The sequence below is a fragment of the Bradyrhizobium canariense genome (genome assembly GCF_018130465.1).
Lineage (GTDB): Bacteria > Pseudomonadota > Alphaproteobacteria > Rhizobiales > Xanthobacteraceae > Bradyrhizobium > Bradyrhizobium canariense_C.
The window spans coordinates 44,267-62,871 of sequence record NZ_JAFCKJ010000020.1 but is presented as its reverse complement, the minus strand read 5'-3'; the positions used below and the strand labels follow the sequence as shown (position 1 = coordinate 62,871).

Sequence of the window (18,605 nt, the reverse complement as noted above, 5' to 3'; positions counted from 1 at the left end):
GGAAAAGTGTCTCGCATCGCTCTCGTGATTGCAGCCTTGTCCCTGCTGGGGCTCACGACGCTAGCATGCGCCGCGGCGGCCGAATTGCCTGTGAGCGAAGTCGCGCCCGGAATCTTCGTACACTCCGGGACCATCGCCCTGATGACCCGCGAGAACGAGGGCGACATCGCCAATGTCGGCTTCATCGTGGGCGAGGATGCGGTGGCCGTGATCGATACCGGCGGCAGCGTTCGCGAGGGCGAGGCGCTGCTGGCGGCGGTGCGGGCCCGCACCAGCAAGCCGATCCGCTACGTCATCAATACCCACGGCCATCCCGACCATGTTTTCGGCAATGCCGCCTTCGTCTCCGCGGACACGCGCTTCGTCGGCCATAGCAGGCTGCCGCAGGCGTTGGCGACGCGCGGGCCATATTATCTCGACAATTTTAGACGCATCATGGGCGACGAATTGATCTCTCCTGTGAAGATCGTGCCGCCCACGATGCTTGTCACGGACACCCTGACGCTCGATCTCGGCGCGCGCCGCCTGACCTTGCGGGCCTGGCCGGCCGGGCACAGCGACAATGACCTGACCGTGTTCGATGAGACGACGAAGACGCTGTTCACTGGCGACCTCGTCTTCCTCCGCCATATTCCGGTGATGGACGGCAGCATTCGCGGCTGGCTTGGCACCCTCGGGGAACTCGAGAGCATTCCGGCGCGGCGCGTCGTTCCCGGTCACGGGCCCGTGAGCGAATGGCCTGCAGCGCTGACCGATGAACGGCGCTATCTGATGGCACTGCTGGCGGACGTCCGGGCATCGAACAAGAAGGGCGAACCGATCCGAACCGCCGCAGACAAGGCGGCCGCCTCGGAACGGCCGCACTGGGAGCTGTTCGACGACTACAACGCCCGCAACGCAACCGCAGCATTTTCGGAAATTGAATGGGAGTAGCGGACGCGCTACGATGCGCGAAATGTTGCTTCGTCCGCGGGACCATGACCATGACGGGATGCACGCGCCGACTGCCTCTGATCGCCCTGCTCCTCGGCATTGCATTCGCCGTGCCGGCGCAGGCTGAAGAGGCTTACGATCCCTGGCCGGGCCTGGTGCAGGACATCTTCAGCAACCGTCCGATACATGACGGCGGCAATGTCATTGGCATCGAGATGCCGTATCGCGCCGAGGACGCGGCCATCGTGCCGGTGACCCTGCGCAGCAAGCTCTCGCCTGGCGATGCCCGCCGCATCCGTTCGATCACGCTGGTGATCGATCGTAACCCGGCGCCGATGGCGGCAAAGTTCGAGCTCGGACCGGATGCCAACGTCACCGAAATCTCGACGCGCGTGCGCGTCAACAACTACACCGACGTCCATGCGGTGGCCGAGCTCAGCGACGGCCAGCTCTATGTCTCGAAAGTCTATGTAAAGGCCTCCGGCGGCTGCTCGGCACCGGCGGGGAAGAATGCCGAGGAAGCCCAGAACCGGCTCGGGCAGATGCGCTACCGGCAATTCGCGCGCGAGGAGGCCCCGGCGAGCCGCATGCGGGAGGCGCAGATCATGATCGGCCATCCCAACAATTCGGGGCTGCAGATGGACCAGGTCACGCAGCTCTACATTCCCGCCTTCTTCGTCAACCAGCTCAAGCTGACGCAGGACGACAGCCCCGTGCTCTCGATGGAAGGCGGCATCTCGATCTCGGAAGATCCCAATCTGCGCTTCACGTATGTGTCCAACGGCGCCAGGCGTTTTCGCGCGGAAGCCAAGGACACGGATGGTCACGTGTTCCGCAACGAGTGGGATGTGGAGAAGCCGGGGACTTAGCGCGCCACCTACCTCCCCCTTCAAAGTAAAACGCCGTGCGGATGGTTGTGCCCTCGCCCCTTGTGGGAGAGGGCAGCACCGCTGGTAGACAAAAATTCGCTTGGGTGAGGGGTTTGCCTCCGCGAGCTACTCTCTTGCGATAGTATTCGCGGAGACATACCCCTCATCCGGCGCTTCGCGCCACCTTCTCCCACAAGGGGAGAAGGAAGAAAGTGTCAGAAACACCTCACCTCGGCTTCCGCCTGCGCACGCCTCAAATCATTCACGGCCGAGTTCGCCTGCTCCGAGGTTCGGAACTGGACGCCAAGATTGCCGCGGACCTGGGACATGCTGAGCGCGGTCTCGGCGGTGACGTAGCGCTCATAGGTGACGATCGACGCCACCACGTCGATCGAGCAGGAACATTGCTCGATCGCCTGCCGGCTTTCGCCATTGGCCTTCATGCAGCCATAGACATACTCGGCACGCGCCGCGGTTGGATAGTCATTGGCCTCTTCGGCTCGCGCGGCGAGCGCGGTCGCAGCCCACACCGCCAATGCGGCGACAATCGGTCGTAGCTGTCCGGCCAGATTCATGAGCGTCCTCCCGCTGGTTGCGACGAAAGCTATGCTATGCGTATTGTCCTGAAAAGCATTCTGTCAGAGGAAACGGCTCACAAGGTGATGAGAGCACTTGGTTTGATAAGAGCACTTGGTCGATCATTGGCGCTCGCGGTGACGCTGGCGCTGACACTAGCCATACCCGGCCGCGCCGCGGATACGATCCGCCTTGCGGTGCAGAAGACCGGAACGTTCTCCTGGGAGCTGGCCGCGATCCGCGCCGGCGGCCTCGACAAGGAGGCCGACCTGTCGCTCGACGTCACCGAGCTTGCGAGCCCCGAGGCCGGCAAGATCGCGCTTCGCGCCGGCAACGCCGACATCATCCTGTCCGACTGGCTGTGGGTGTCGCGCGAGCGCACGCTCGGCGCCAAGCTCACCTTCTACCCCTATTCCAGCGCGCTCGGCGCGGTGATGGTGCCGGCTTCCTCGCCGATCAAGTCGCTCGCCGATTTGAAGGGCCGCAAGCTCGCCGTCGGCGGTGGTCCCATCGACAAGAGCTGGCTGCTGCTCCAGGCGCGCATGAAGCAGGACGGCATCGACCTGAAGTCGGAGGCGACCATTGTCTACGGTGCTCCGCCCCTGATCGCCGCCAAGGCGCTCGACGGCGAGATGGATGCGAGCCTCAACTTCTGGAATTTCTGCGCACAGCTGGAGGCCAAGGGTTTCCGCCGCCTTAGCGGCATCGAGGACATCCTGCCGAAGCTCGGCGCCAAGGGCGCGGTCTCCGCAGTCGGCTATGTCTTCGACGAAGGCTGGGCGGCAAGTCATCGCGAGGCGGTGGCGCGCTTCATCGCGATGACTCGCAAGGCCAAGCAGCTGCTGGTGACCTCGGATGCCGCCTGGGACAAGATCGCGCCGCTCACCGGTACGAGCGATGCCGCCATGCTCAAGACCTATCGCGAGCGCTATCGCGACGGCATTCCGCGCCGGAGCATCGATGACGAAGAAAAGGACGCGCGCGTGCTCTACCGCGTGCTGGCCGAGACCGGCGGCCGCGACCTGGTCGGGCCGGCTGCCGAGCTCGAGCCCGGCACGTTCTATCACGCAGTTCCCGGAGACTGAGGTGCTGCGTCTTCTGTCGTTTGCCCTGTTGCTCGCGATCTGGTGGATTGCAGCGCTGTTCGTCGGCGCCGCAAAGCTGCCCTCGCCGCCCGCAGTGCTCAACGTCATCATCGCGGAAGCATCGAGCGGCGCGCTGTTCCTGCATCTCGGCGCCACGCTCGCCCGCGTGAGCCTCGCCTTCGTGCTGGCGATGTCACTCGGCAGCGCCATCGGCTATCTGATGGGACGGGTGAAGCTTGCCGACCGGCTCGGCGATCCCTGGCTGATCCTGCTGCTGAACCTGCCCGCGCTGGTCGTGATCGTGCTGGCCTATATCTGGGCCGGGCTCACGGAAGCCGCAGCGATCGCGGCGATCGCCATCAACAAGCTGCCGACCGCCATCGTCACCCTGCGCGAGGGCGCGCGCGCGCTCGACCGTTCGCTCGACGAGATGGCGAGCGTATTCGCGATGCCGCGCTGGCGCGCGTTCCGCCACGTCGTGCTGCCGCAGCTGGCGCCCTATATCGCGGCCTCAGCCCGCTCCGGCTTGTCGCTGGTGTGGAAGATCGTGCTGGTCGCCGAACTCCTGGGCCGGCCGAACGGCGTCGGCTTCGAGATCGGCATCGCTTTCCAGCTGTTCGACACGCCGCGGCTGCTGGCCTATTCCCTGACCTTCGCCGCCGTCGTGCTCGTGATCGAGACCGCGCTGGTGCAACCGTTCGAAGCCCGCGCAACACGGTGGCGACCCCGTGCGGCTTGAAGTCGATATCACAGGCAAGACGTTCAGGAGTGCCGCGGGCGGAACGCAGGAGGTGCTCGCGCCGGTCAGCTTCGCGCTTCAATCCGGCGAGGTCGGCGTGCTGATCGGTCCGTCCGGCTGCGGCAAGAGCACGATGCTGCGCATCATCCTCGGGCTCGACCGCGACTTCGGGGGGCACGTTTCGCGCCCGCCGGAAGCGCGGATCGGAATGGTGTTCCAGGAGCCGCGGCTGCTGCCATGGCGCTCGGTCGAGCAGAACGTGCGGCTGGCGGCGCCCGATATCACCGATGCGAAGCTCGCCGAGCTGTTCAGGATCCTAGAGCTGGAGGCGCATCGCAGTCATTTTCCCGGCGAATTGTCACTGGGCCTCGCCCGGCGCGTCGCGCTCGCCCGCGCCTTTGCGGTGGAGCCCGATCTGCTCGTGCTCGACGAGCCCCTCGCCTCGCTCGACGACGCACTCGCCGGCCGTTTGCGCGACGAGATCGCGACGCTGGTGGCGCGCCGTCCGGTGATGACGCTGCTCGTCACCCACAGCCTGGATGACGCGATCCGCCTCGGCGACCGCCTGTTCCTGCTGTCGCCGCGACCGGCGCGCATCGTGCGGGAGGTGCCGATTGCCATCCCACGCGCGGAGCGCAGCGAGGCCGAGCTCGGCAGGATCAGGGCCGAGCTCGCGGCGTTGCAGCTTGAATCGAAATGAGAACTCATGGTCAACTGGGCCAACGAAATCTTCGCGGGAGGTTCACCATGCGGCGTACGCTGATTGCGATCGGCATCCTGTTGGTTGCGATGCCGGGCGCGGCGCTCGCGCAGGCCAAGGGCAAGGGCATCCGGCTCTGGAATCTGACGACGGAGACGATCTCCGGCTTCCAGCTCTCGCCGGCCGGCAAGACCGAGTGGGGGCCGAACCAGTGCTTGAACGACAAGGACAAGGAGGTCGATCACGACGAGCGGCTGCGCATCACCGGCGTCGAGCCCGGCCGCTACGACGCCAAGGTCGGCTATCCCAATGCACGGCAGTGCATCGTGCGCGACATCGAGATCAAGGCGGACGCGGTGTTCTCGATCGCCGACAAGGATCTGAAGGACTGCAGCAAGTAACGCGGGCGCGTTACGAGCGCTCTCCCCTCATGGTGCCAATCGCGACCCGCAAGGCAGCGCAGCGCTTCACGCCTTGTCGTTCGGGTGCGGATACTCGCAGCGCCACCGCACCGCCTGCCACTTCGGATGGTCGCCGATCCATTGCGCGATATAGGGCGGCGCGGCCATCGCGCATTGCGTCGGCGACCCCCCATAGTTGAACACCAGATGCTGCTCCTCGCAGGTCGCAGGCGAGAGCAACGCGCACACAGTCACCACCAGGTCGATCGGATTCATGCCGGGATCCTCGCAGAGGCGATGGAGATTAGCACAAAAGGTTACGCTCCGAGGAGCCGGAAGTTTCAATCCGACCGTGAGAAATGGAGCGGGAATTGCCTCCATCCCCTCTCCCTGCAAGCGGGGCGCGGTGGAGAGAACGCTAGAAGTTAACCCCAAACACCAGCCGTGCCTGGTGGCGCTCGAAATTGACGAGGTCAAGATTGCCGCCCGATCCGGCCGGACGGCCCCAGGCCTGCATGCTCCAGCTCATGGTCAGGCGCGAGCGCTCGGAAAGCTGGAAATAAGCGGTCGGACCGACGAAGAGGGCCTGGCCTGCGAACTCGCCGAGGCCGATGCCTTCGTACTGCCGGAAGTAGCGCACCTCGCCGCCGAGCAGCACATCGGGCCGCACGCGCACGAGGCCGGCGAAGGCCGCGCCGATGGTTGAGCTCTTTTCGGACAGTCCCGCCATCTCGAAGCGGGCCCATTCGGGTTGATAGATCAGGTTGAGCGCCCCGATGGCGAAGTTCGGGATCAGTTCGCGATCGAAGGCGAGCGTGAAATCGGTACCGTACATCCGGCCTTTGGCGCCAGAGGTCTCGTCGATGCGGTCGCCATGGAGTTCGGCGGCGACAGTCAACCCAAATGGCGCGCGCGAGCGATCGAGCAGGCGATAGCGCAGGTCGAGCGAAGCGCCCTGGAAATTGAACTGGCGGCGGTCGCCGATATCGGGGACGCCGGTGATGTCGTGCAGCGTGGCGGTGCCGCCGACCTCGACGCGGAAGTTCGGCAGCGGCACGATCTCGATCTCGACCTCCTGCGAGAGGGCGCGATAGGTCCCGCCGCCTTTACCGAATCGTCCTGTCGTTTGGGTCTGGAATTCGCGCTCGCCGGGATTGCCGACATCGGTGCCGATCATGAAGCCGAAGATATGCTCGGTATCAAAGCCCTCTTCGGCGCTGACGCATGCCGGTGCGAGCGCGACGGTGCAGGCGGCTATGGTCCAGAATGTGAGGGCTCTCGCGCGCATCCCCGACACTACCACGGCTTCGACGGTGGTTGCCATCGAAGCCGTGGCAGGTCGTCAGTCTTACTTGCAGTCTTATTTGCGCAAAGCGCAGGCGTACATGTTGATTTCCATGCCGACCGGCACTTCCACGATCTTCGGAGCTTTCCAGGCCATTCGGGGACTCCCAAGGGATTGAGCGCGACATCGCGCCGGCAAAAACCTAGGGCTGCGTCAGGCACAGCGCAAGTCTGGAATCGAGCCGTTGACACAGCGAACTGTCGCATCGCGCTTGCAAATTTCTCTCTCGGACAACTCGCCTTCGCTCCCAGTCAAGCGGGCGGCTCTTACCGCAACAAGCGCAGCAGCGCGCGGCCGGCGCGCGAGTTCAGCTCCTTCGCATCCAGCGTTCCATCCTTGTCGGGATTCGCTGCGTTGAAGCGCTGCTCCACCACCGAGAGATATTCGTCGAGCGTGAGAGTCCCGTCGCGATCGGGATCGGCGGCGGCGAGTTCTTTCGCCGTTAACCGTCCGCGCAATTCGCGGGCGTCGAGCGTGCCGTCGTGATCGGGATCGAGCTTGGCGAACAACGCGGCCGCCGCCTTCTTCACCTCGGCAAGATCGAGCGTACCGTCATTGTCGGTATCGAACGCCTTGACCGCGTTGCCGGAGGCCGACCATGCCGGACCGGACAGCAGTGCGACCGTGAGCGCAAGTGCAACAGAGCGACGCGATATCATGAAAACCTCCCTGACCAAGAGCTCCGATTCGAACCGGATCGAAACGACATAAGTCCACAAGCGAGCTTCGGTTCAAGCCCCGAATTGCAGCCTGCGCACCGCACAACTTGCGGAACCCGTCGGCCCGACCGCTGCCGTCCCGCACGCACTCTGCTTCGTGCCGCGGAATTTCTTCAGCGCCTGCGCACAAGTGAGAGTTGTTTGTCAGGTCTCCGTCAGGTGACCGGCATCCGGCCGCCCACCATATCGGCGTCGCGATTACGACTTTCGTATTGACGCGTTTTGCATTCGGGCGGAGTGTTGCAGCCGCAGCGTCAATAGGCGCGCATATTGGGAGGAACGGATGAAACGCTTTGCGATGGCCGCGAGCCTCGTCATGCTTGCATCGACTTGTGCAAGTGCACAAACCAGCGAACAGCTGGTCAAGGGCGCGACCGATACATCGAACGTTCTCAACTACGGGATGGGTTACAATCTCCAGCGCTTCTCGACGCTGAACCAGATCAACAAGGACAGCGTCAAGAACCTTGTCCCGGTCTGGAACTACTCTTTCAACGACGATCGCAGCGAGGAATCGCAGCCGCTGGTGTACCAGGGCGTGATCTACGTGACGTCGCACAACGCGACCATGGCGGTCGACGCCAAGACCGGCAAGCAGATCTGGAAATCCAAGATCGAGTATCCCGCCGAAACCCCGCGCATCGTCTGCTGCGGCATCATCAATCGCGGCGCCGCGCTCTATGACGGCAAGGTGTTCCGCACCACGCTCGACGCCAACGTGATCGCGCTCGACGCCAAGGACGGCAAGGAGCTGTGGCGGCAGAAGGCGGCCGATATCAAGGAAGGCTATTCGATGACGGTGGCGCCGCTGGTCGCCGACGGCGTCGTGATCACCGGCATCTCCGGCGCCGAGTTCGGCACCCGCGGCTTCATCGACGGCTGGGATCCGGCAACGGGCAAGCACCTGTGGCGCACCCATTCGATCCCCTCCCCCGACGAGCCCGGCGGCGACACCTGGAAGGGCGATACCTGGAAGCTCGGCGGTGGCTCGACCTGGATTACGGGCTCCTATGATCCCGAGCTGAACACGGTCTATTGGGGTATCGGCAATCCCGGACCGTTCAACTCGGCAGTGCGCCCGGGCGACAACCTCTACACCTGCTCCGTGCTGGCGATGGATCCCAAGACCGGCAAGATCAAGTGGCACTACCAGTTCTCGCCCAACAATCCGTTCGACTATGACAGCGTGGCCGAGATGGTCCTCGCCGACATGAACGTCGAGGGCAAGCCGACCAAGGTGTTGATGGACGCCAACCGCAACGGCTTCTTCTACGTGCTCGACCGCACCAACGGAAAGCTGCTCGCGGCCAATCCTTACGTGAAGGTCAACTGGGCGACCGGAATCGACATGAAGACCGGACGTCCCATCGAGACCGACGTCTCGAAGGACGCGCGCGACGGCAAGAAGGTGACAGTCTATCCGTCGATCCTCGGCGGCAAGAACTGGGAGCCGATGTCGTTCAATCCGCAGACCGGCCTCGCCTACGCCAACACGCTCGCCTTCGGTGGCAGGTACAAGACCGAACCCGCCACCTTCAAGCAGGGTGAATGGTATCTCGGCATGGACCTCACCGATCTCTGGGAATGGGGTGACGGTCCGCGCGGTCATTTGAAGGCGATCGATCCGATGACCGGCAAGGCGAAGTGGGAAGCACCAAGCGACATCCCGCGCTTCTCCGGCGTGCTGTCGACCGCGGGCGGCGTCGTGTTCTCCGGCGCGCTGACCGGCGAGTTCGAGGCCTTCGATGCCGACACCGGCAAGAAGCTCTGGCAGTTCCAGACCGGCTCGGGCATCGAGGGACAACCGGTGACCTGGCAGCAGGACGGCGTGCAGTATGTCGCGGTGACGAGCGGCTATGGCGGCGTCTACTCGCTGTTCTCCGGCGACGAGCGGCTTGCCAAGGTGCCGCCCGGCGGCTCGCTTTGGGTTTTTGCGGTCAAGCAATAACCACGGCACGATGCTGAGAAAGGTATCTCACAAGACGGTGGCGATCCTCGCCACCGTCGCGGTGCTGACGGTCGCGCTTGCGGCGACCGTTCGTGCCGCGGATGATTCAACCGGCAATCCCGTGCAGGCACAGATCGACCACGGCAAGTCGACCTATGCCGAGAAATGCTCGCACTGCCACGGCCCCAACATGATGAACCCCGGCACCATCACGCCGGACCTGCGCGCCTTCCCCGACGACAAGACGCGCTTCGTCACCACCGTGAAGAACGGCAAGAACAACAGGATGCCGCCCTGGGCCGACATTCTCAGCGAGGACGAGATCGGGAATCTCTGGGCCTTCATCTCGAGTCGGAGAAAGCCATGAGGCGCTGGCTGGCCGCGTGGGGCATTGCCGCGATCCTCGCGGCGGCGGCCACGGCTGCACGCGCGGCCGACGATCCGCTCAAGATTTGTCTCGACGAGGACCGGCCACCGCTCTCGGTGCATCACAAGGGCAAGCCGGGCTCGGGGTTCGACGTGCTGCTGGCGCAGGCGGTCGCCGACCGGCTCGGGCGGTCGCTGACGATCCAGTGGTTCGAGAGCAAGCTGGATGAGGATTCGAGCCCGCAGCTCGAGGCCAATGCGCTGCTGTCCGACGGGCGCTGCTCGCTCGTCGGCGGCTACGCTCTGACGATTGACTCCCTCGTCAAGCCCGGCATGAAAACGGCGCGCTTGCCGGATTTTGCCGGCGCCACGCGCGACGACCGGCGCCGCCGCGTCGCGCTCGGCGTGCTCGCGCCAAGCCAGCCCTACGTCTACTCGCCGATGACAGTCGTGCTCGGGCCGAAGGCGCGGGGGCGCAAGATCGGCGACATCGGCGACCTCGCAGGCCTGCGCCTCGTCATCGAGAGCGGCTCGCTCGGCGATGCGATCCTCATGACCTTCGACAAGGGGCGCCTGATCGACGACATCACCCATCTCGTCCCCGGCCGCGATGATCTCCTCGGCGCACTTGCCCGTGGCGACCATGACGCGACGCTGGTCGACCTCGGCCGCTTCGACGCCCATCGCGCCGCGCACCCTGATACGGCGATCACCGCGTCCGGCTATTACTATCCGATCGGGGCCAATCGCGGCTATGTCGGGCTCGCCGGCGATCCCGCGCTGATCGACGCCGTCAACAAGGCGCTGGCCGGGCTTGCTGCCGAGGGCAAGATCGCCGAATTCGGCAGGCAGGCGGGGCTGACCTATCTGCCGCCGCGGGAGCCTGCGATCCTCGGCGAGGTCTGGATGAAGATCATTCAGCGGTGATTCAGTTGGTCATTCCGGGGCGCCCGAAGGGCGAACCCGGAATCCATCTCGCCACAGAACACGCGGCACCCATGGATTTCGGGCCTGCGTGCTTCGCACGCATCCCGGAATGACGGCGGGTGTGGCTAGCGGCGTCCCACTTCGTATAATGCAGCCGTTCATTCGGCTATGTGGAGAAGTCGTGAGTGCCTCTGCAACCAACCTGCGCGATCTCCTGTCCCGGGAAATCAAGACCGGCGAGCTGCTGCGCGCGCTGATCGTCGTCGGGCCGTTTGTCGCCGCCTATTTCATCTCCCGCGAAACGGCGCTGCTGAATCTCGGGCTGATCGCGGTTTCACTGCTCATTCCCGCGCTGCGGCTGCGGCTGGCGCCGAAGACGGTCGCGTTTCACTACCTCGCCATCCTCGTCACCTTTGCCGCGCTCTTCCTCGCTGCCCCGGTCAAACCACTGTTCGTCGTGCTGACGGCGCTCGCCGGTTTCCTTGCCGTGGCAGTGACGCGCTACGGCGAGCACTTCCGGACATTGGGCAACTGGGTGTTCATCCCCGCCGTCTATCTCGCCTGCGAGGTGCGGGAGGGCGTGAGCGCCTCAGAGGCCCTGCGTCATGCTGGCGTGATCGTCGTGGCGTCTCCGATTGCCCTGGCGCTGGTTTGTGGCATCCAGATGTACGATCAACGGCGACGTGACGGCGCCTTGACGACCTCGTTCGAACCGCCTGCGGCCGAGTGGTTCTTGCCCGCGGCGGCAACCGCCATGGCGGTCTTCGCTGCGGCGGCGCTGGTCGAGATCTTCGATCTCGCCCAGGGACAATGGGTGATGTGGTCGGCCGCAAGCGTCGTCGTCGGCGATCTCTCGGCCTCCACCGACAAGCTGAAGCAGCGCGCTATCGGCGCATTCGTCGGTGTCCCGCTCGGCTTTATCGCCGGCATCGCGCTGCCGGAGAGCCGCGTCGGCTATGCGCTTGCGGTTCTCGCGGCCACCCTCACGCTGACCTCATTCTCCCGCTATATCGTCGGCTTTGGCCTGCGTTGCTTCTTCATTGCGCTGGCCGCCTCCTTTGCCGGCGGCGCCAGCGGCATCGCCGAGGAGCGCGTCGCCAACGTAATCGCGGGCGGCGCGTTCGGCATCCTTGCGGTGCTCGTGACCGAAATCGTCTGGCAACGGGTCATACGGAAGGCTCGAACACTGGAGTGAGGCGCGCGCAATCGCAGTGCCGTCCTCTCGAATGCGCCAATCTGTCTCGCCTGCCACCCATGGCAGAGGCGACCCGATGCAGTACCTTCGGCAAAATCCGGGAGAGAATCATGTCCGCAAGGCTCGATCGCCGTCACTTCGTCGCCGCCGGCACCACCATGCTCGCGATGCCTTTCGTCTCGCGCGGCGCCTCGGCGCAGGCTGCGTGGCCATCGCGCCAGATTCGCATGATTTGCAGCTATCCCGCCGGCGGACAGACCGACCTGCTCGCACGCGCCTACGGCGAATTCATTTCCAAGCAGGTCGGAAAGACCGTCGTCGTCGAGAACAAGCCCGGCGCCGCCGGCGCGATCGGGACGGCGGAGGTTGCCCGCGCGGACCCCGACGGCCACACCATCCTGTGCTCGATCTCGACCACCTACATCATGAACCGGGTGGTGATGAAGACTCCGGGCTACGACATGGACAAGGATTTGACGCTCGTCAGCGTCATTCCGGGCGCCGGCCTCCTGCTGGTGGCGAACCCGAAAACCGGCGTCAAGACGCTGGAGGATTTCGTCGCCTTCGCGCGCAAGAGCGGCAAGGTCAACTTCGGCACCTATAGCGCGGGCTCGGCCCCGCATATGACGATCCACGAGCTCAACAAGCAGTACGGCCTTGCCATCGAGCCGATCCACTATCGCGGCGAAGCCCCGATGTGGACGGGCATGCTGGAAGGTACGCTCGATGTGGCCATGGGCAGCTACACGGCGGCGCAGTCCGTCCTGCAAAGTGATCGCGGCACCGTGTTCGCGGTGCATTCGAAGAAGGTCGGCGCCATCCCCGATATCAAGACCCTCCCCGACAGGGCGCGACGTCGAAATTCTTCACCGTCAGCGGCTTCTCCGGCTGGGCCGTGCCGAAGGCGACACCGCAGCCGGTCGTCGACCGCCTGGCGGAGCTTTGCGTCGCTGCCAACAGCGATCCGAAGGTGAAGGAGGTTCTCAACACGTTCGTGCTCGAACCCGCGGTCGGCTTCCAGGAAACCAATGCGCTGTATCAGCGCGAGCTGCCGATCTGGATCGAGAGCGCGCGGTCGCTCGGCCTCGAGCCGGCCTGAACCGCGAGGCAAGGCACCTCGAGGCAAGACGCCCTTCGCGGCGTGGCATCCGACCAAAGCCTAGTGCCGGAAACGCATTTTCCCGCTATGATTGTGCGACGCTGGCGGGAAGGTCCCGCCGGCGCGGACAAGAAAGGCCGATCCCATGACACCGGATGGCGTCGCCGTAGCCGTCATGATCATCCTGCTCTTTCCGATGGGCTATTTCACGCTGGCTTCTCCCGCCTTCCTGCTGGTGAAGCTGGATATCCAGCCCGTCGCCCAGCTTTTGCGCGGAATGTTCAATGCCCATTTTCTGGTGATGCGCGTTGCCGGACTCATTGGAGCGGTCGCTTTCCTGCTCGACGGTCGCCTGGTCGCCGCGATGGGCGTTGGCCTCCTTGCAGCCTTGGCGATCTACGGACGCCGCTGGTTCATGCAACGGATGGACGAACAGCTCAGCGCCAGGGACGCCGGCGATGCCGAGGCCCCGCGCCGGCTACGCCGACTGCATTGGAGTGGAATGCTGGGCAACGCGGTGTTGCTCGTCGCTCTCCTGACCAGCATTCCCTACATCGCCATATCGGCGTGAGAGACATCGCGGGCGCGTGACGGTCAACCGTCGTCGTCGCCGAACCTGGCGTTTGCCTAATGCTCGTCCGCGGCAACCGCGCCTTGCTGCGCCTTGTGGATCGAGGACGGCACCACGCCAAAATATTTCCGGAACACCCGGCTGAAATGCGATGAGCTGGAGAAGCCCCAGGAGAACGCGACGTCGGTGATGGTCTTTCCGGCGTGGGCCTCGAGCTCCTGGCGGCAATTCTGAAGACGCGCCTGCCAGATGTAGTCGCTCACCGTGGTGCCGCGCTCCGAGAACAGCATGTGCAGATAACGCTTGGAGCAGCCGAGCTCGCCGGAGATCTGGTCGATGCACAGATCCGGATCGCGCAAATGCTCGCGGATGAAGAACTGCGCGCGCACATACGTCGCTTCGGGCCCGACGCGGTCGAGCATCGTGTCCGCCTCGCGCAGCGGCAGCAGCAAGAGGTCGATCAGCGAATCGGCGACGCCGACCGCACTGTTCGCCGACAGCTTGGCCGCCTCGTCGAAGGTCGCGTGGACGAAATCGTGGGCGATCCGCCCCGTCCCCGTGCGTGACGTCAATTTGCAGGCGGGCATTCGCTGCGACGGGAATCCGCGGTCGCGCAGCAGCGACTTCGGCACGATCACCACGTCGTGGCGCGTGAAAGCGGGGCTGATGATCGAATGCGGGCAGGAGACGTCATAGGCGATGATGTCGCCCGGGTTCAGCTCGATGTGCCGGCCTTCCTGCTCGAAATAGGACACACCGTAAGTCTGGAAGTGGATCTTGATATACGGGTGTTCATTGGCTTTGGCGCGCGCCAGCGTGTGCGCGATGCGATGCTGGCTGACCTCGATCTGGCAGAGCTTCAGACGCGAGACGCTGGTGTAGTCGATGCGGCCTTCGAGCGAAGACGCTTCCAGCGGATCGACGTCGAAATGCCCACACAGGCTCGTCAGCCCGTCGATCCAGCTCTGGATCTGCCGCTTCGGCGTCATTCCCGTCGTCGAGAGCGTGTGAATTGTGTCGGACATTAATCCAGCCACTGGTTTGATCCGGAGATTTGACGCGAATCGCGAGCCGCGCTGCCGGAGCCCTGAGCCGTGATTGCGTGACGTTTACCTCGATTTTGAGCGATCTTCTGGAACGAGCGCCATGGTTCCAGTGCCACCCTTGAAAGGTAATCCTCCGCCTTAGTTGCAGCGCCGTCAAGGGGGACCTGAGTGTTGAAGGCGCTCCCAAAGCGCTGCGAAGCCGCTGAATTCGCTACTGCAAAATCAAAAACTTCGTACCCGTGCGCTGTCAAGCAAACCAGCTTCCCTCTTGGGCAAGTTTCCCGATGACGAAGTCGTTAGGGATTGCGTCAGGAACAACAAGAACGGGCCGCCCTGCACGTGGACCCGTGGCTCTCATCAGGAGGAGGAAACACCACAGCATCGTTTCTGGTCCCAATCGTGACCGCCCTGCACGAGCAGACGCCGGACGAAAAGCCCGGTGATTAAGCAATGCTTCGGAAACAATAAACGAGACCAATGGAGGAATAACTATGCGCAAGGTACTACTGGCGGCCTATCTTGGCTCCGCGGCGGCTCTCGCCGTCGGCAGCGCTTCGGCCAACGACGAAGTGCTCAAGATGTCGCAGAACCCGAAAGACTGGGTGATGCCGACGGGCGACTACGCCAATACCCGCTATTCCAAGCTGAACCAGATCAACGCACAAAACGTAGGCAAGCTCCAGGTCGCCTGGACCTTCTCGACCGGCGTGCTGCGCGGCCACGAAGGCGGCCCGCTGATCATCGGCAACATGATGTACGTCCACACACCGTTCCCGAACAAGGTCTACGCTATTGACCTTTCCAACGAGAACAAGATCGTCTGGAAGTACGAGCCGAAGCAGGATCCGAACGTCATCCCGGTGATGTGCTGCGACACGGTCAACCGCGGCCTGGCCTATGGCGACGGCAAGATCTTCCTGCATCAGGCCGACACCACGCTCGTCGCGCTCGACGCCAAGAGCGGTCAGGTGGCATGGACGGCGAAGAACGGCGACGCCAGCAAGGGCGAGACCGGCACTTCGGCCCCGATGGTCGTCAAGGACAAGGTGCTGATCGGCATCTCCGGCGGCGAGTTCGGCGTTCAGGCCCATATGACCGCCTACGACATCAAGACCGGCAAACTGGCTTGGCGCGGCTACTCTGAAGGACCGGATGATCAGATTCTGGTCGACGCAGAGAAGACCACCGCACTCGGCAAGCCGGTCGGCAAGGACTCCAGCCTCAAGACCTGGCAAGGCGATCAGTGGAAGATCGGTGGCGGCGCCACTTGGGGCTGGATCTCCTACGATCCCGAGCTGAACCTCATCTACTACGGATCCGGCAATCCCTCGACCTGGAATCCCAAACAGCGTCCCGGCGACAACAAATGGTCGATGACGATCTGGGCTCGCAACCCCGACACCGGCCAGGCCAAGTGGGTTTATCAGATGACGCCCCACGACGAGTGGGACTATGACGGCGTCAACGAGATGATCCTCTCGGATCAGCAGATCAACGGCCAGCCGCGCAAGCTGCTGACGCATTTCGATCGTAACGGCCTCGGCTACACGCTCGATCGCGCCAGCGGTGAGCTTCTGGTCGCCGAAAAGTACGATCCGAAGGTGAACTGGACCTCCGGCGTCGACATGGACAAGAACTCGCCGACCTACGGCCGCCCGAAGGTGCTCGACGCAGCTTCGACCGACAAGGCGGGCGAGGACCACAACGTGAAGGGCATCTGCCCGGCCGCGCTCGGCACCAAGGACGAGCAGCCGGCAGCCTACTCGCCGGACACGCAGCTGTTCTACGTTCCGACCAACCACGTCTGCATGGACTACGAACCGTTCAAGGTGAGCTACACCGCGGGCCAGCCCTACGTGGGCGCGACGCTCTCGATGTATCCGCCGCAGGGTGAAACCCACATGGGCAACTTCATCGCCTGGGACGGCAAGACCGGCAAGATCGTCTGGTCGAACAAGGAGCAGTTCTCGGTCTGGTCGGGTGCACTCGCCACTGCGGGCAACGTGGTGTTCTACGGAACGCTCGAAGGCTACCTGAAGGCAGTCGACGCCAAGACCGGCAAGGAGCTCTACAAGTTCAAGACTCCCTCCGGCATCATCGGCAACGTCACCACCTATGAGAACGGTGGCAAGCAGTATGTCGCAGTGCTCTCGGGCGTGGGCGGCTGGGCCGGCATCGGTCTGGCGGCAGGCCTGACCGATCCGACCGCCGGTCTCGGCGCAGTCGGTGGCTACGCGGCGCTCAGCAACTACACGGCACTCGGCGGTACGCTGACCGTGTTCTCGCTGCCCAACTAGTCCTCTCAGCATCGCTCCGGCGCGTGGATCAACTCCACGCGCCGGCTCGTCTCACCGAATGCCTTCCGAGGAAAATCTCTTGCGTAAAATCTGCTCCACCATTGCTGCGATGTTCTTGGTCGTGTCCGGGGGAATTGCCGTCGCGGACGGCTCGGGCGATCCGACTGCCGTCAAGCAGAACGAAACCGGCGAATGGTCCGACAAGGAAGGCAACCCAACCTACAAGGTCACCGACGGGTCCGTCGACTGGTACACCTATTCCGGATACCGCCGCTATCACTCGGACTGCCATGTGTGTCACGGCCCGGATGGAATGGGCTCGACCTACGCGCCGGCGCTGAAGGATTCGCTGAAGACGATGAGCTATGCCGACTTTCTCGGCGTCGTCGCCTCCGGCCGCAAGAACATCTCGACCGCCGCAGAAAACGTGATGCCGGCCTTCGGCGATAACCCGAACGTCGCCTGCTACATGGACGATCTCTACGTCTATCTGCGTGCCCGCTCCAACGAGGCCTGGGGCCGCACCCGGCCGGGCAAGCACGAAGACAAGAACGACGCCTATACCAAGAACGAAGACTCGTGCATGGGCAAGAAATGAACGTCTGGAGCCCGACCAGGATTTGGTTCCTGGCGCCCGCGAGAATTTAAGGAGTTTACGATGAAGACACGTGCCGCCGTCGCTTTCGAAGCCAAGAAGCCGCTCGAGATCGTCGAGGTCGATCTGGAAGGACCGAAGGTCGGCGAAGTCCTGGTCGAGATCAAGGCGACGGGCATCTGCCATACCGACGCCTACACGCTCGACGGCTTCGACAGCGAAGGAATTTTCCCGTCGATCCTGGGCCATGAGGGCGCGGGCATCATCCGCGAGATCGGTCCTGGCGTGACCTCGGTGAAGCCGGGCGACCATGTCATCCCGCTCTACACGCCGGAATGCCGGCAGTGCAAAAGCTGCCTCAGCCAGAAGACCAATCTCTGCACCGCGATCCGCGCGACGCAGGGCAAGGGCGTGATGCCCGACGGCACCAGCCGCTTCTCCTACAAGGGCAAGCCGATCTACCACTACATGGGCTGCTCGACCTTCTCGAACTTCACCGTGCTGCCGGAGATCGCGGTCGCCAAGATCCGCGAGGACGCGCCGTTCGACAAGAGCTGCTACATCGGCTGCGGCGTCACCACGGGCGTCGGCGCCGTCGTCAACACCGCCAAGGTCGAGCCGGGCTCCAACGTGGTCGTGTTCGGCCTCGGCGGCATCGGCCTGAACGTGATCCAGGGCGCCAAGATGGCTGGCGCGGACAAGATCATCGGCGTCGACATCAACGACTCCAAGGAGGAATGGGGACGCCGCTTCGGCATGACCGATTTCGTCAATCCCAAGAAGATCACCGGCGACATCGTCCCGCATCTCGTGACCCTGACCGACGGCGGCGCCGACTACACCTTCGACTGCACCGGCAACACCACAGTGATGCGCCAGGCGCTTGAAGCCTGCCATCGCGGCTGGGGCACCTCGATCATCATCGGCGTTGCCGAATCCGGCAAGGAGATCGCGACCCGCCCGTTCCAGCTCGTCACCGGCCGCAACTGGCGCGGCACCGCCTTCGGCGGCGCGCGGGGCCGCACCGACGTGCCGAAGATCGTCGACTGGTACATGAACGGAAAGATCCAGATCGACCCGATGATTACCCACACGCTCAAGCTCGAAGACATCAACAAAGGCTTCGAGCTGATGCATGAGGGCAAATCGATCCGTTCAGTCGTCGTGTTCTAGCTCGAAAAGCGTCACCCCCAA

General features: G+C 63.9%; 20 protein-coding genes and 1 pseudogene. 15 read left to right on the top strand and 6 right to left on the bottom strand.

Annotated elements, in window-relative coordinates; genetic code table 11:
* Nucleotides 1–6: 6 nt before the first annotated feature.
* Both JQ591_RS33830 and JQ591_RS33825 read left to right on the top strand, forming a co-directional pair.
* Nucleotides 7–933: a quinoprotein relay system zinc metallohydrolase 2 gene (locus JQ591_RS33830; protein WP_211400296.1), complete on the top strand. Its 927-nt coding sequence runs from the start codon at nt 7–9 to the stop codon at nt 931–933.
* Nucleotides 934–983: 50 nt separating this feature from the next.
* Complete coding sequence (locus tag JQ591_RS33825; protein WP_211400295.1) at nt 984–1,802, top strand: quinoprotein dehydrogenase-associated SoxYZ-like carrier; 819 nt, start codon at nt 984–986, stop codon at nt 1,800–1,802.
* A 215-nt stretch (nt 1,803–2,017) separates the two neighbouring features.
* On the opposite strand, the gene JQ591_RS33820 is transcribed toward JQ591_RS33825, so the two are convergent.
* Nucleotides 2,018–2,377 (bottom strand): hypothetical protein, encoded by a 360-nt coding sequence (locus JQ591_RS33820; protein WP_211400294.1) that lies wholly within the window; start codon nt 2,375–2,377, stop codon nt 2,018–2,020.
* Between the two features lie 87 nt (nt 2,378–2,464).
* Here JQ591_RS33820 and JQ591_RS33815 point away from each other — a divergent pair, with 87 nt between their 5' ends.
* Genes JQ591_RS33815 through JQ591_RS33800 form a run of 4 tightly spaced genes read left to right on the top strand, consistent with a single transcriptional unit; the run spans nt 2,465 to nt 5,303 of the window.
* Nucleotides 2,465–3,463: an ABC transporter substrate-binding protein gene (locus JQ591_RS33815; RefSeq protein ID WP_211400293.1), complete on the top strand. Its 999-nt coding sequence runs from the start codon at nt 2,465–2,467 to the stop codon at nt 3,461–3,463.
* A 1-nt stretch (nt 3,464) separates the two neighbouring features.
* On the top strand, nt 3,465–4,202 hold the full coding sequence (locus tag JQ591_RS33810) for an ABC transporter permease (RefSeq protein ID WP_211400292.1): 738 nt from the start codon (nt 3,465–3,467) through the stop codon (nt 4,200–4,202).
* The gene (locus tag JQ591_RS33805; protein WP_211400291.1) at nt 4,192–4,902 is read left to right on the top strand and encodes an ABC transporter ATP-binding protein; all 711 of its coding nucleotides are present in this window, start codon (nt 4,192–4,194) and stop codon (nt 4,900–4,902) included. Before JQ591_RS33810 ends, JQ591_RS33805 begins: the two co-directional genes overlap by 11 nt.
* Nucleotides 4,903–4,949: 47 nt before the next feature.
* Nucleotides 4,950–5,303 carry a hypothetical protein gene (locus tag JQ591_RS33800; RefSeq protein WP_211400290.1) on the top strand — a complete coding sequence of 118 codons (354 nt, stop codon included), beginning with the start codon at nt 4,950–4,952 and terminating at the stop codon, nt 5,301–5,303.
* A 66-nt stretch (nt 5,304–5,369) separates the two neighbouring features.
* Here the strand turns inward: JQ591_RS33800 and JQ591_RS33795 are convergent, their stop codons facing one another.
* The 4 genes from JQ591_RS33795 to JQ591_RS33780 all read right to left on the bottom strand — a co-directional run bounded on the left by JQ591_RS33795 (nt 5,370) and on the right by JQ591_RS33780 (nt 7,307).
* Entirely contained in the window at nt 5,370–5,579 is a 210-nt protein-coding gene (locus tag JQ591_RS33795) for a hypothetical protein (RefSeq protein ID WP_211400289.1), read from the bottom strand.
* A gap of 142 nt (nt 5,580–5,721) precedes the next feature.
* Entirely contained in the window at nt 5,722–6,627 is a 906-nt protein-coding gene (locus JQ591_RS33790; protein WP_211400288.1) for a hypothetical protein, read from the bottom strand.
* 36 nt (nt 6,628–6,663) lie between these two features.
* On the bottom strand, nt 6,664–6,744 hold the full coding sequence (gene pqqA / locus JQ591_RS33785; RefSeq protein WP_018460299.1) for a pyrroloquinoline quinone precursor peptide PqqA: 81 nt from the start codon (nt 6,742–6,744) through the stop codon (nt 6,664–6,666).
* Nucleotides 6,745–6,914: 170 nt separating this feature from the next.
* A complete protein-coding gene (locus JQ591_RS33780) occupies nt 6,915–7,307 on the bottom strand; it encodes an EF-hand domain-containing protein (RefSeq protein ID WP_211400287.1) in 393 nt (130 codons plus the stop codon).
* Nucleotides 7,308–7,650: 343 nt separating this feature from the next.
* Between JQ591_RS33780 and JQ591_RS33775 the strand changes: the two genes are divergently transcribed.
* The 6 genes and pseudogenes from JQ591_RS33775 to JQ591_RS33750 all read left to right on the top strand — a co-directional run bounded on the left by JQ591_RS33775 (nt 7,651) and on the right by JQ591_RS33750 (nt 13,473).
* Nucleotides 7,651–9,315, top strand: a complete 1,665-nt coding sequence (locus tag JQ591_RS33775) for a methanol/ethanol family PQQ-dependent dehydrogenase (RefSeq protein WP_211400286.1) — start codon at nt 7,651–7,653, stop codon at nt 9,313–9,315.
* A 10-nt stretch (nt 9,316–9,325) separates the two neighbouring features.
* Nucleotides 9,326–9,682, top strand: coding sequence for a c-type cytochrome (locus JQ591_RS33770; RefSeq protein WP_211400285.1), 357 nt, complete (start codon nt 9,326–9,328; stop codon nt 9,680–9,682).
* On the top strand, nt 9,679–10,608 hold the full coding sequence (locus JQ591_RS33765) for a substrate-binding periplasmic protein (protein ID WP_211400284.1): 930 nt from the start codon (nt 9,679–9,681) through the stop codon (nt 10,606–10,608). Before JQ591_RS33770 ends, JQ591_RS33765 begins: the two co-directional genes overlap by 4 nt.
* A gap of 181 nt (nt 10,609–10,789) precedes the next feature.
* Nucleotides 10,790–11,803, top strand: coding sequence for an FUSC family protein (locus tag JQ591_RS33760; protein ID WP_349630427.1), 1,014 nt, complete (start codon nt 10,790–10,792; stop codon nt 11,801–11,803).
* Between the two features lie 110 nt (nt 11,804–11,913).
* Nucleotides 11,914–12,902 (top strand): annotated as a pseudogene (locus JQ591_RS33755) (Bug family tripartite tricarboxylate transporter substrate binding protein).
* A 145-nt stretch (nt 12,903–13,047) separates the two neighbouring features.
* Entirely contained in the window at nt 13,048–13,473 is a 426-nt protein-coding gene (locus JQ591_RS33750; protein ID WP_106946454.1) for a hypothetical protein, read from the top strand.
* 56 nt (nt 13,474–13,529) lie between these two features.
* Here the strand turns inward: JQ591_RS33750 and JQ591_RS33745 are convergent, their stop codons facing one another.
* Complete coding sequence (locus JQ591_RS33745; protein WP_211400282.1) at nt 13,530–14,498, bottom strand: helix-turn-helix domain-containing protein; 969 nt, start codon at nt 14,496–14,498, stop codon at nt 13,530–13,532.
* Nucleotides 14,499–15,010: 512 nt separating this feature from the next.
* Here JQ591_RS33745 and xoxF5 point away from each other — a divergent pair.
* The 3 genes from xoxF5 to JQ591_RS33730 all read left to right on the top strand — a co-directional run bounded on the left by xoxF5 (nt 15,011) and on the right by JQ591_RS33730 (nt 18,584).
* On the top strand, nt 15,011–16,816 hold the full coding sequence (gene xoxF5 / locus JQ591_RS33740) for a lanthanide-dependent methanol dehydrogenase XoxF5 (protein ID WP_211400281.1): 1,806 nt from the start codon (nt 15,011–15,013) through the stop codon (nt 16,814–16,816).
* Between the two features lie 109 nt (nt 16,817–16,925).
* The gene (locus tag JQ591_RS33735; RefSeq protein WP_106946410.1) at nt 16,926–17,414 is read left to right on the top strand and encodes a c-type cytochrome, methanol metabolism-related; all 489 of its coding nucleotides are present in this window, start codon (nt 16,926–16,928) and stop codon (nt 17,412–17,414) included.
* Between the two features lie 60 nt (nt 17,415–17,474).
* Nucleotides 17,475–18,584, top strand: a complete 1,110-nt coding sequence (locus tag JQ591_RS33730; protein WP_106946409.1) for an S-(hydroxymethyl)glutathione dehydrogenase/class III alcohol dehydrogenase — start codon at nt 17,475–17,477, stop codon at nt 18,582–18,584.
* The last annotated feature ends 21 nt before the right edge of the window (nt 18,585–18,605 follow it).

Bases quoted from the DNA above. Each gene is read 5' to 3' on its own strand.
- pqqA (WP_018460299.1), bottom strand. From the start codon at position 6,744: ATGGCCTGGAAAGCTCCGAAGATCGTGGAAGTGCCGGTCGGCATGGAA.
- JQ591_RS33825 (WP_211400295.1), top strand. From the start codon at position 984: ATGACGGGATGCACGCGCCGACTGCCTCTGATCGCCCTGCTCCTCGGC.
- JQ591_RS33800 (WP_211400290.1), top strand. From the start codon at position 4,950: ATGCGGCGTACGCTGATTGCGATCGGCATCCTGTTGGTTGCGATGCCG.
- JQ591_RS33730 (WP_106946409.1), top strand. From the start codon at position 17,475: ATGAAGACACGTGCCGCCGTCGCTTTCGAAGCCAAGAAGCCGCTCGAG.
- JQ591_RS33795 (WP_211400289.1), bottom strand. From the start codon at position 5,579: ATGAATCCGATCGACCTGGTGGTGACTGTGTGCGCGTTGCTCTCGCCT.
- JQ591_RS33750 (WP_106946454.1), top strand. From the start codon at position 13,048: ATGACACCGGATGGCGTCGCCGTAGCCGTCATGATCATCCTGCTCTTT.
- JQ591_RS33745 (WP_211400282.1), bottom strand. From the start codon at position 14,498: ATGTCCGACACAATTCACACGCTCTCGACGACGGGAATGACGCCGAAG.
- JQ591_RS33780 (WP_211400287.1), bottom strand. From the start codon at position 7,307: ATGATATCGCGTCGCTCTGTTGCACTTGCGCTCACGGTCGCACTGCTG.
- xoxF5 (WP_211400281.1), top strand. From the start codon at position 15,011: ATGCGCAAGGTACTACTGGCGGCCTATCTTGGCTCCGCGGCGGCTCTC.
- JQ591_RS33815 (WP_211400293.1), top strand. From the start codon at position 2,465: ATGAGAGCACTTGGTTTGATAAGAGCACTTGGTCGATCATTGGCGCTC.
- JQ591_RS33820 (WP_211400294.1), bottom strand. From the start codon at position 2,377: ATGAATCTGGCCGGACAGCTACGACCGATTGTCGCCGCATTGGCGGTG.
- JQ591_RS33790 (WP_211400288.1), bottom strand. From the start codon at position 6,627: ATGGCAACCACCGTCGAAGCCGTGGTAGTGTCGGGGATGCGCGCGAGA.
- JQ591_RS33775 (WP_211400286.1), top strand. From the start codon at position 7,651: ATGAAACGCTTTGCGATGGCCGCGAGCCTCGTCATGCTTGCATCGACT.
- JQ591_RS33770 (WP_211400285.1), top strand. From the start codon at position 9,326: ATGCTGAGAAAGGTATCTCACAAGACGGTGGCGATCCTCGCCACCGTC.
- JQ591_RS33735 (WP_106946410.1), top strand. From the start codon at position 16,926: ATGTTCTTGGTCGTGTCCGGGGGAATTGCCGTCGCGGACGGCTCGGGC.
- JQ591_RS33765 (WP_211400284.1), top strand. From the start codon at position 9,679: ATGAGGCGCTGGCTGGCCGCGTGGGGCATTGCCGCGATCCTCGCGGCG.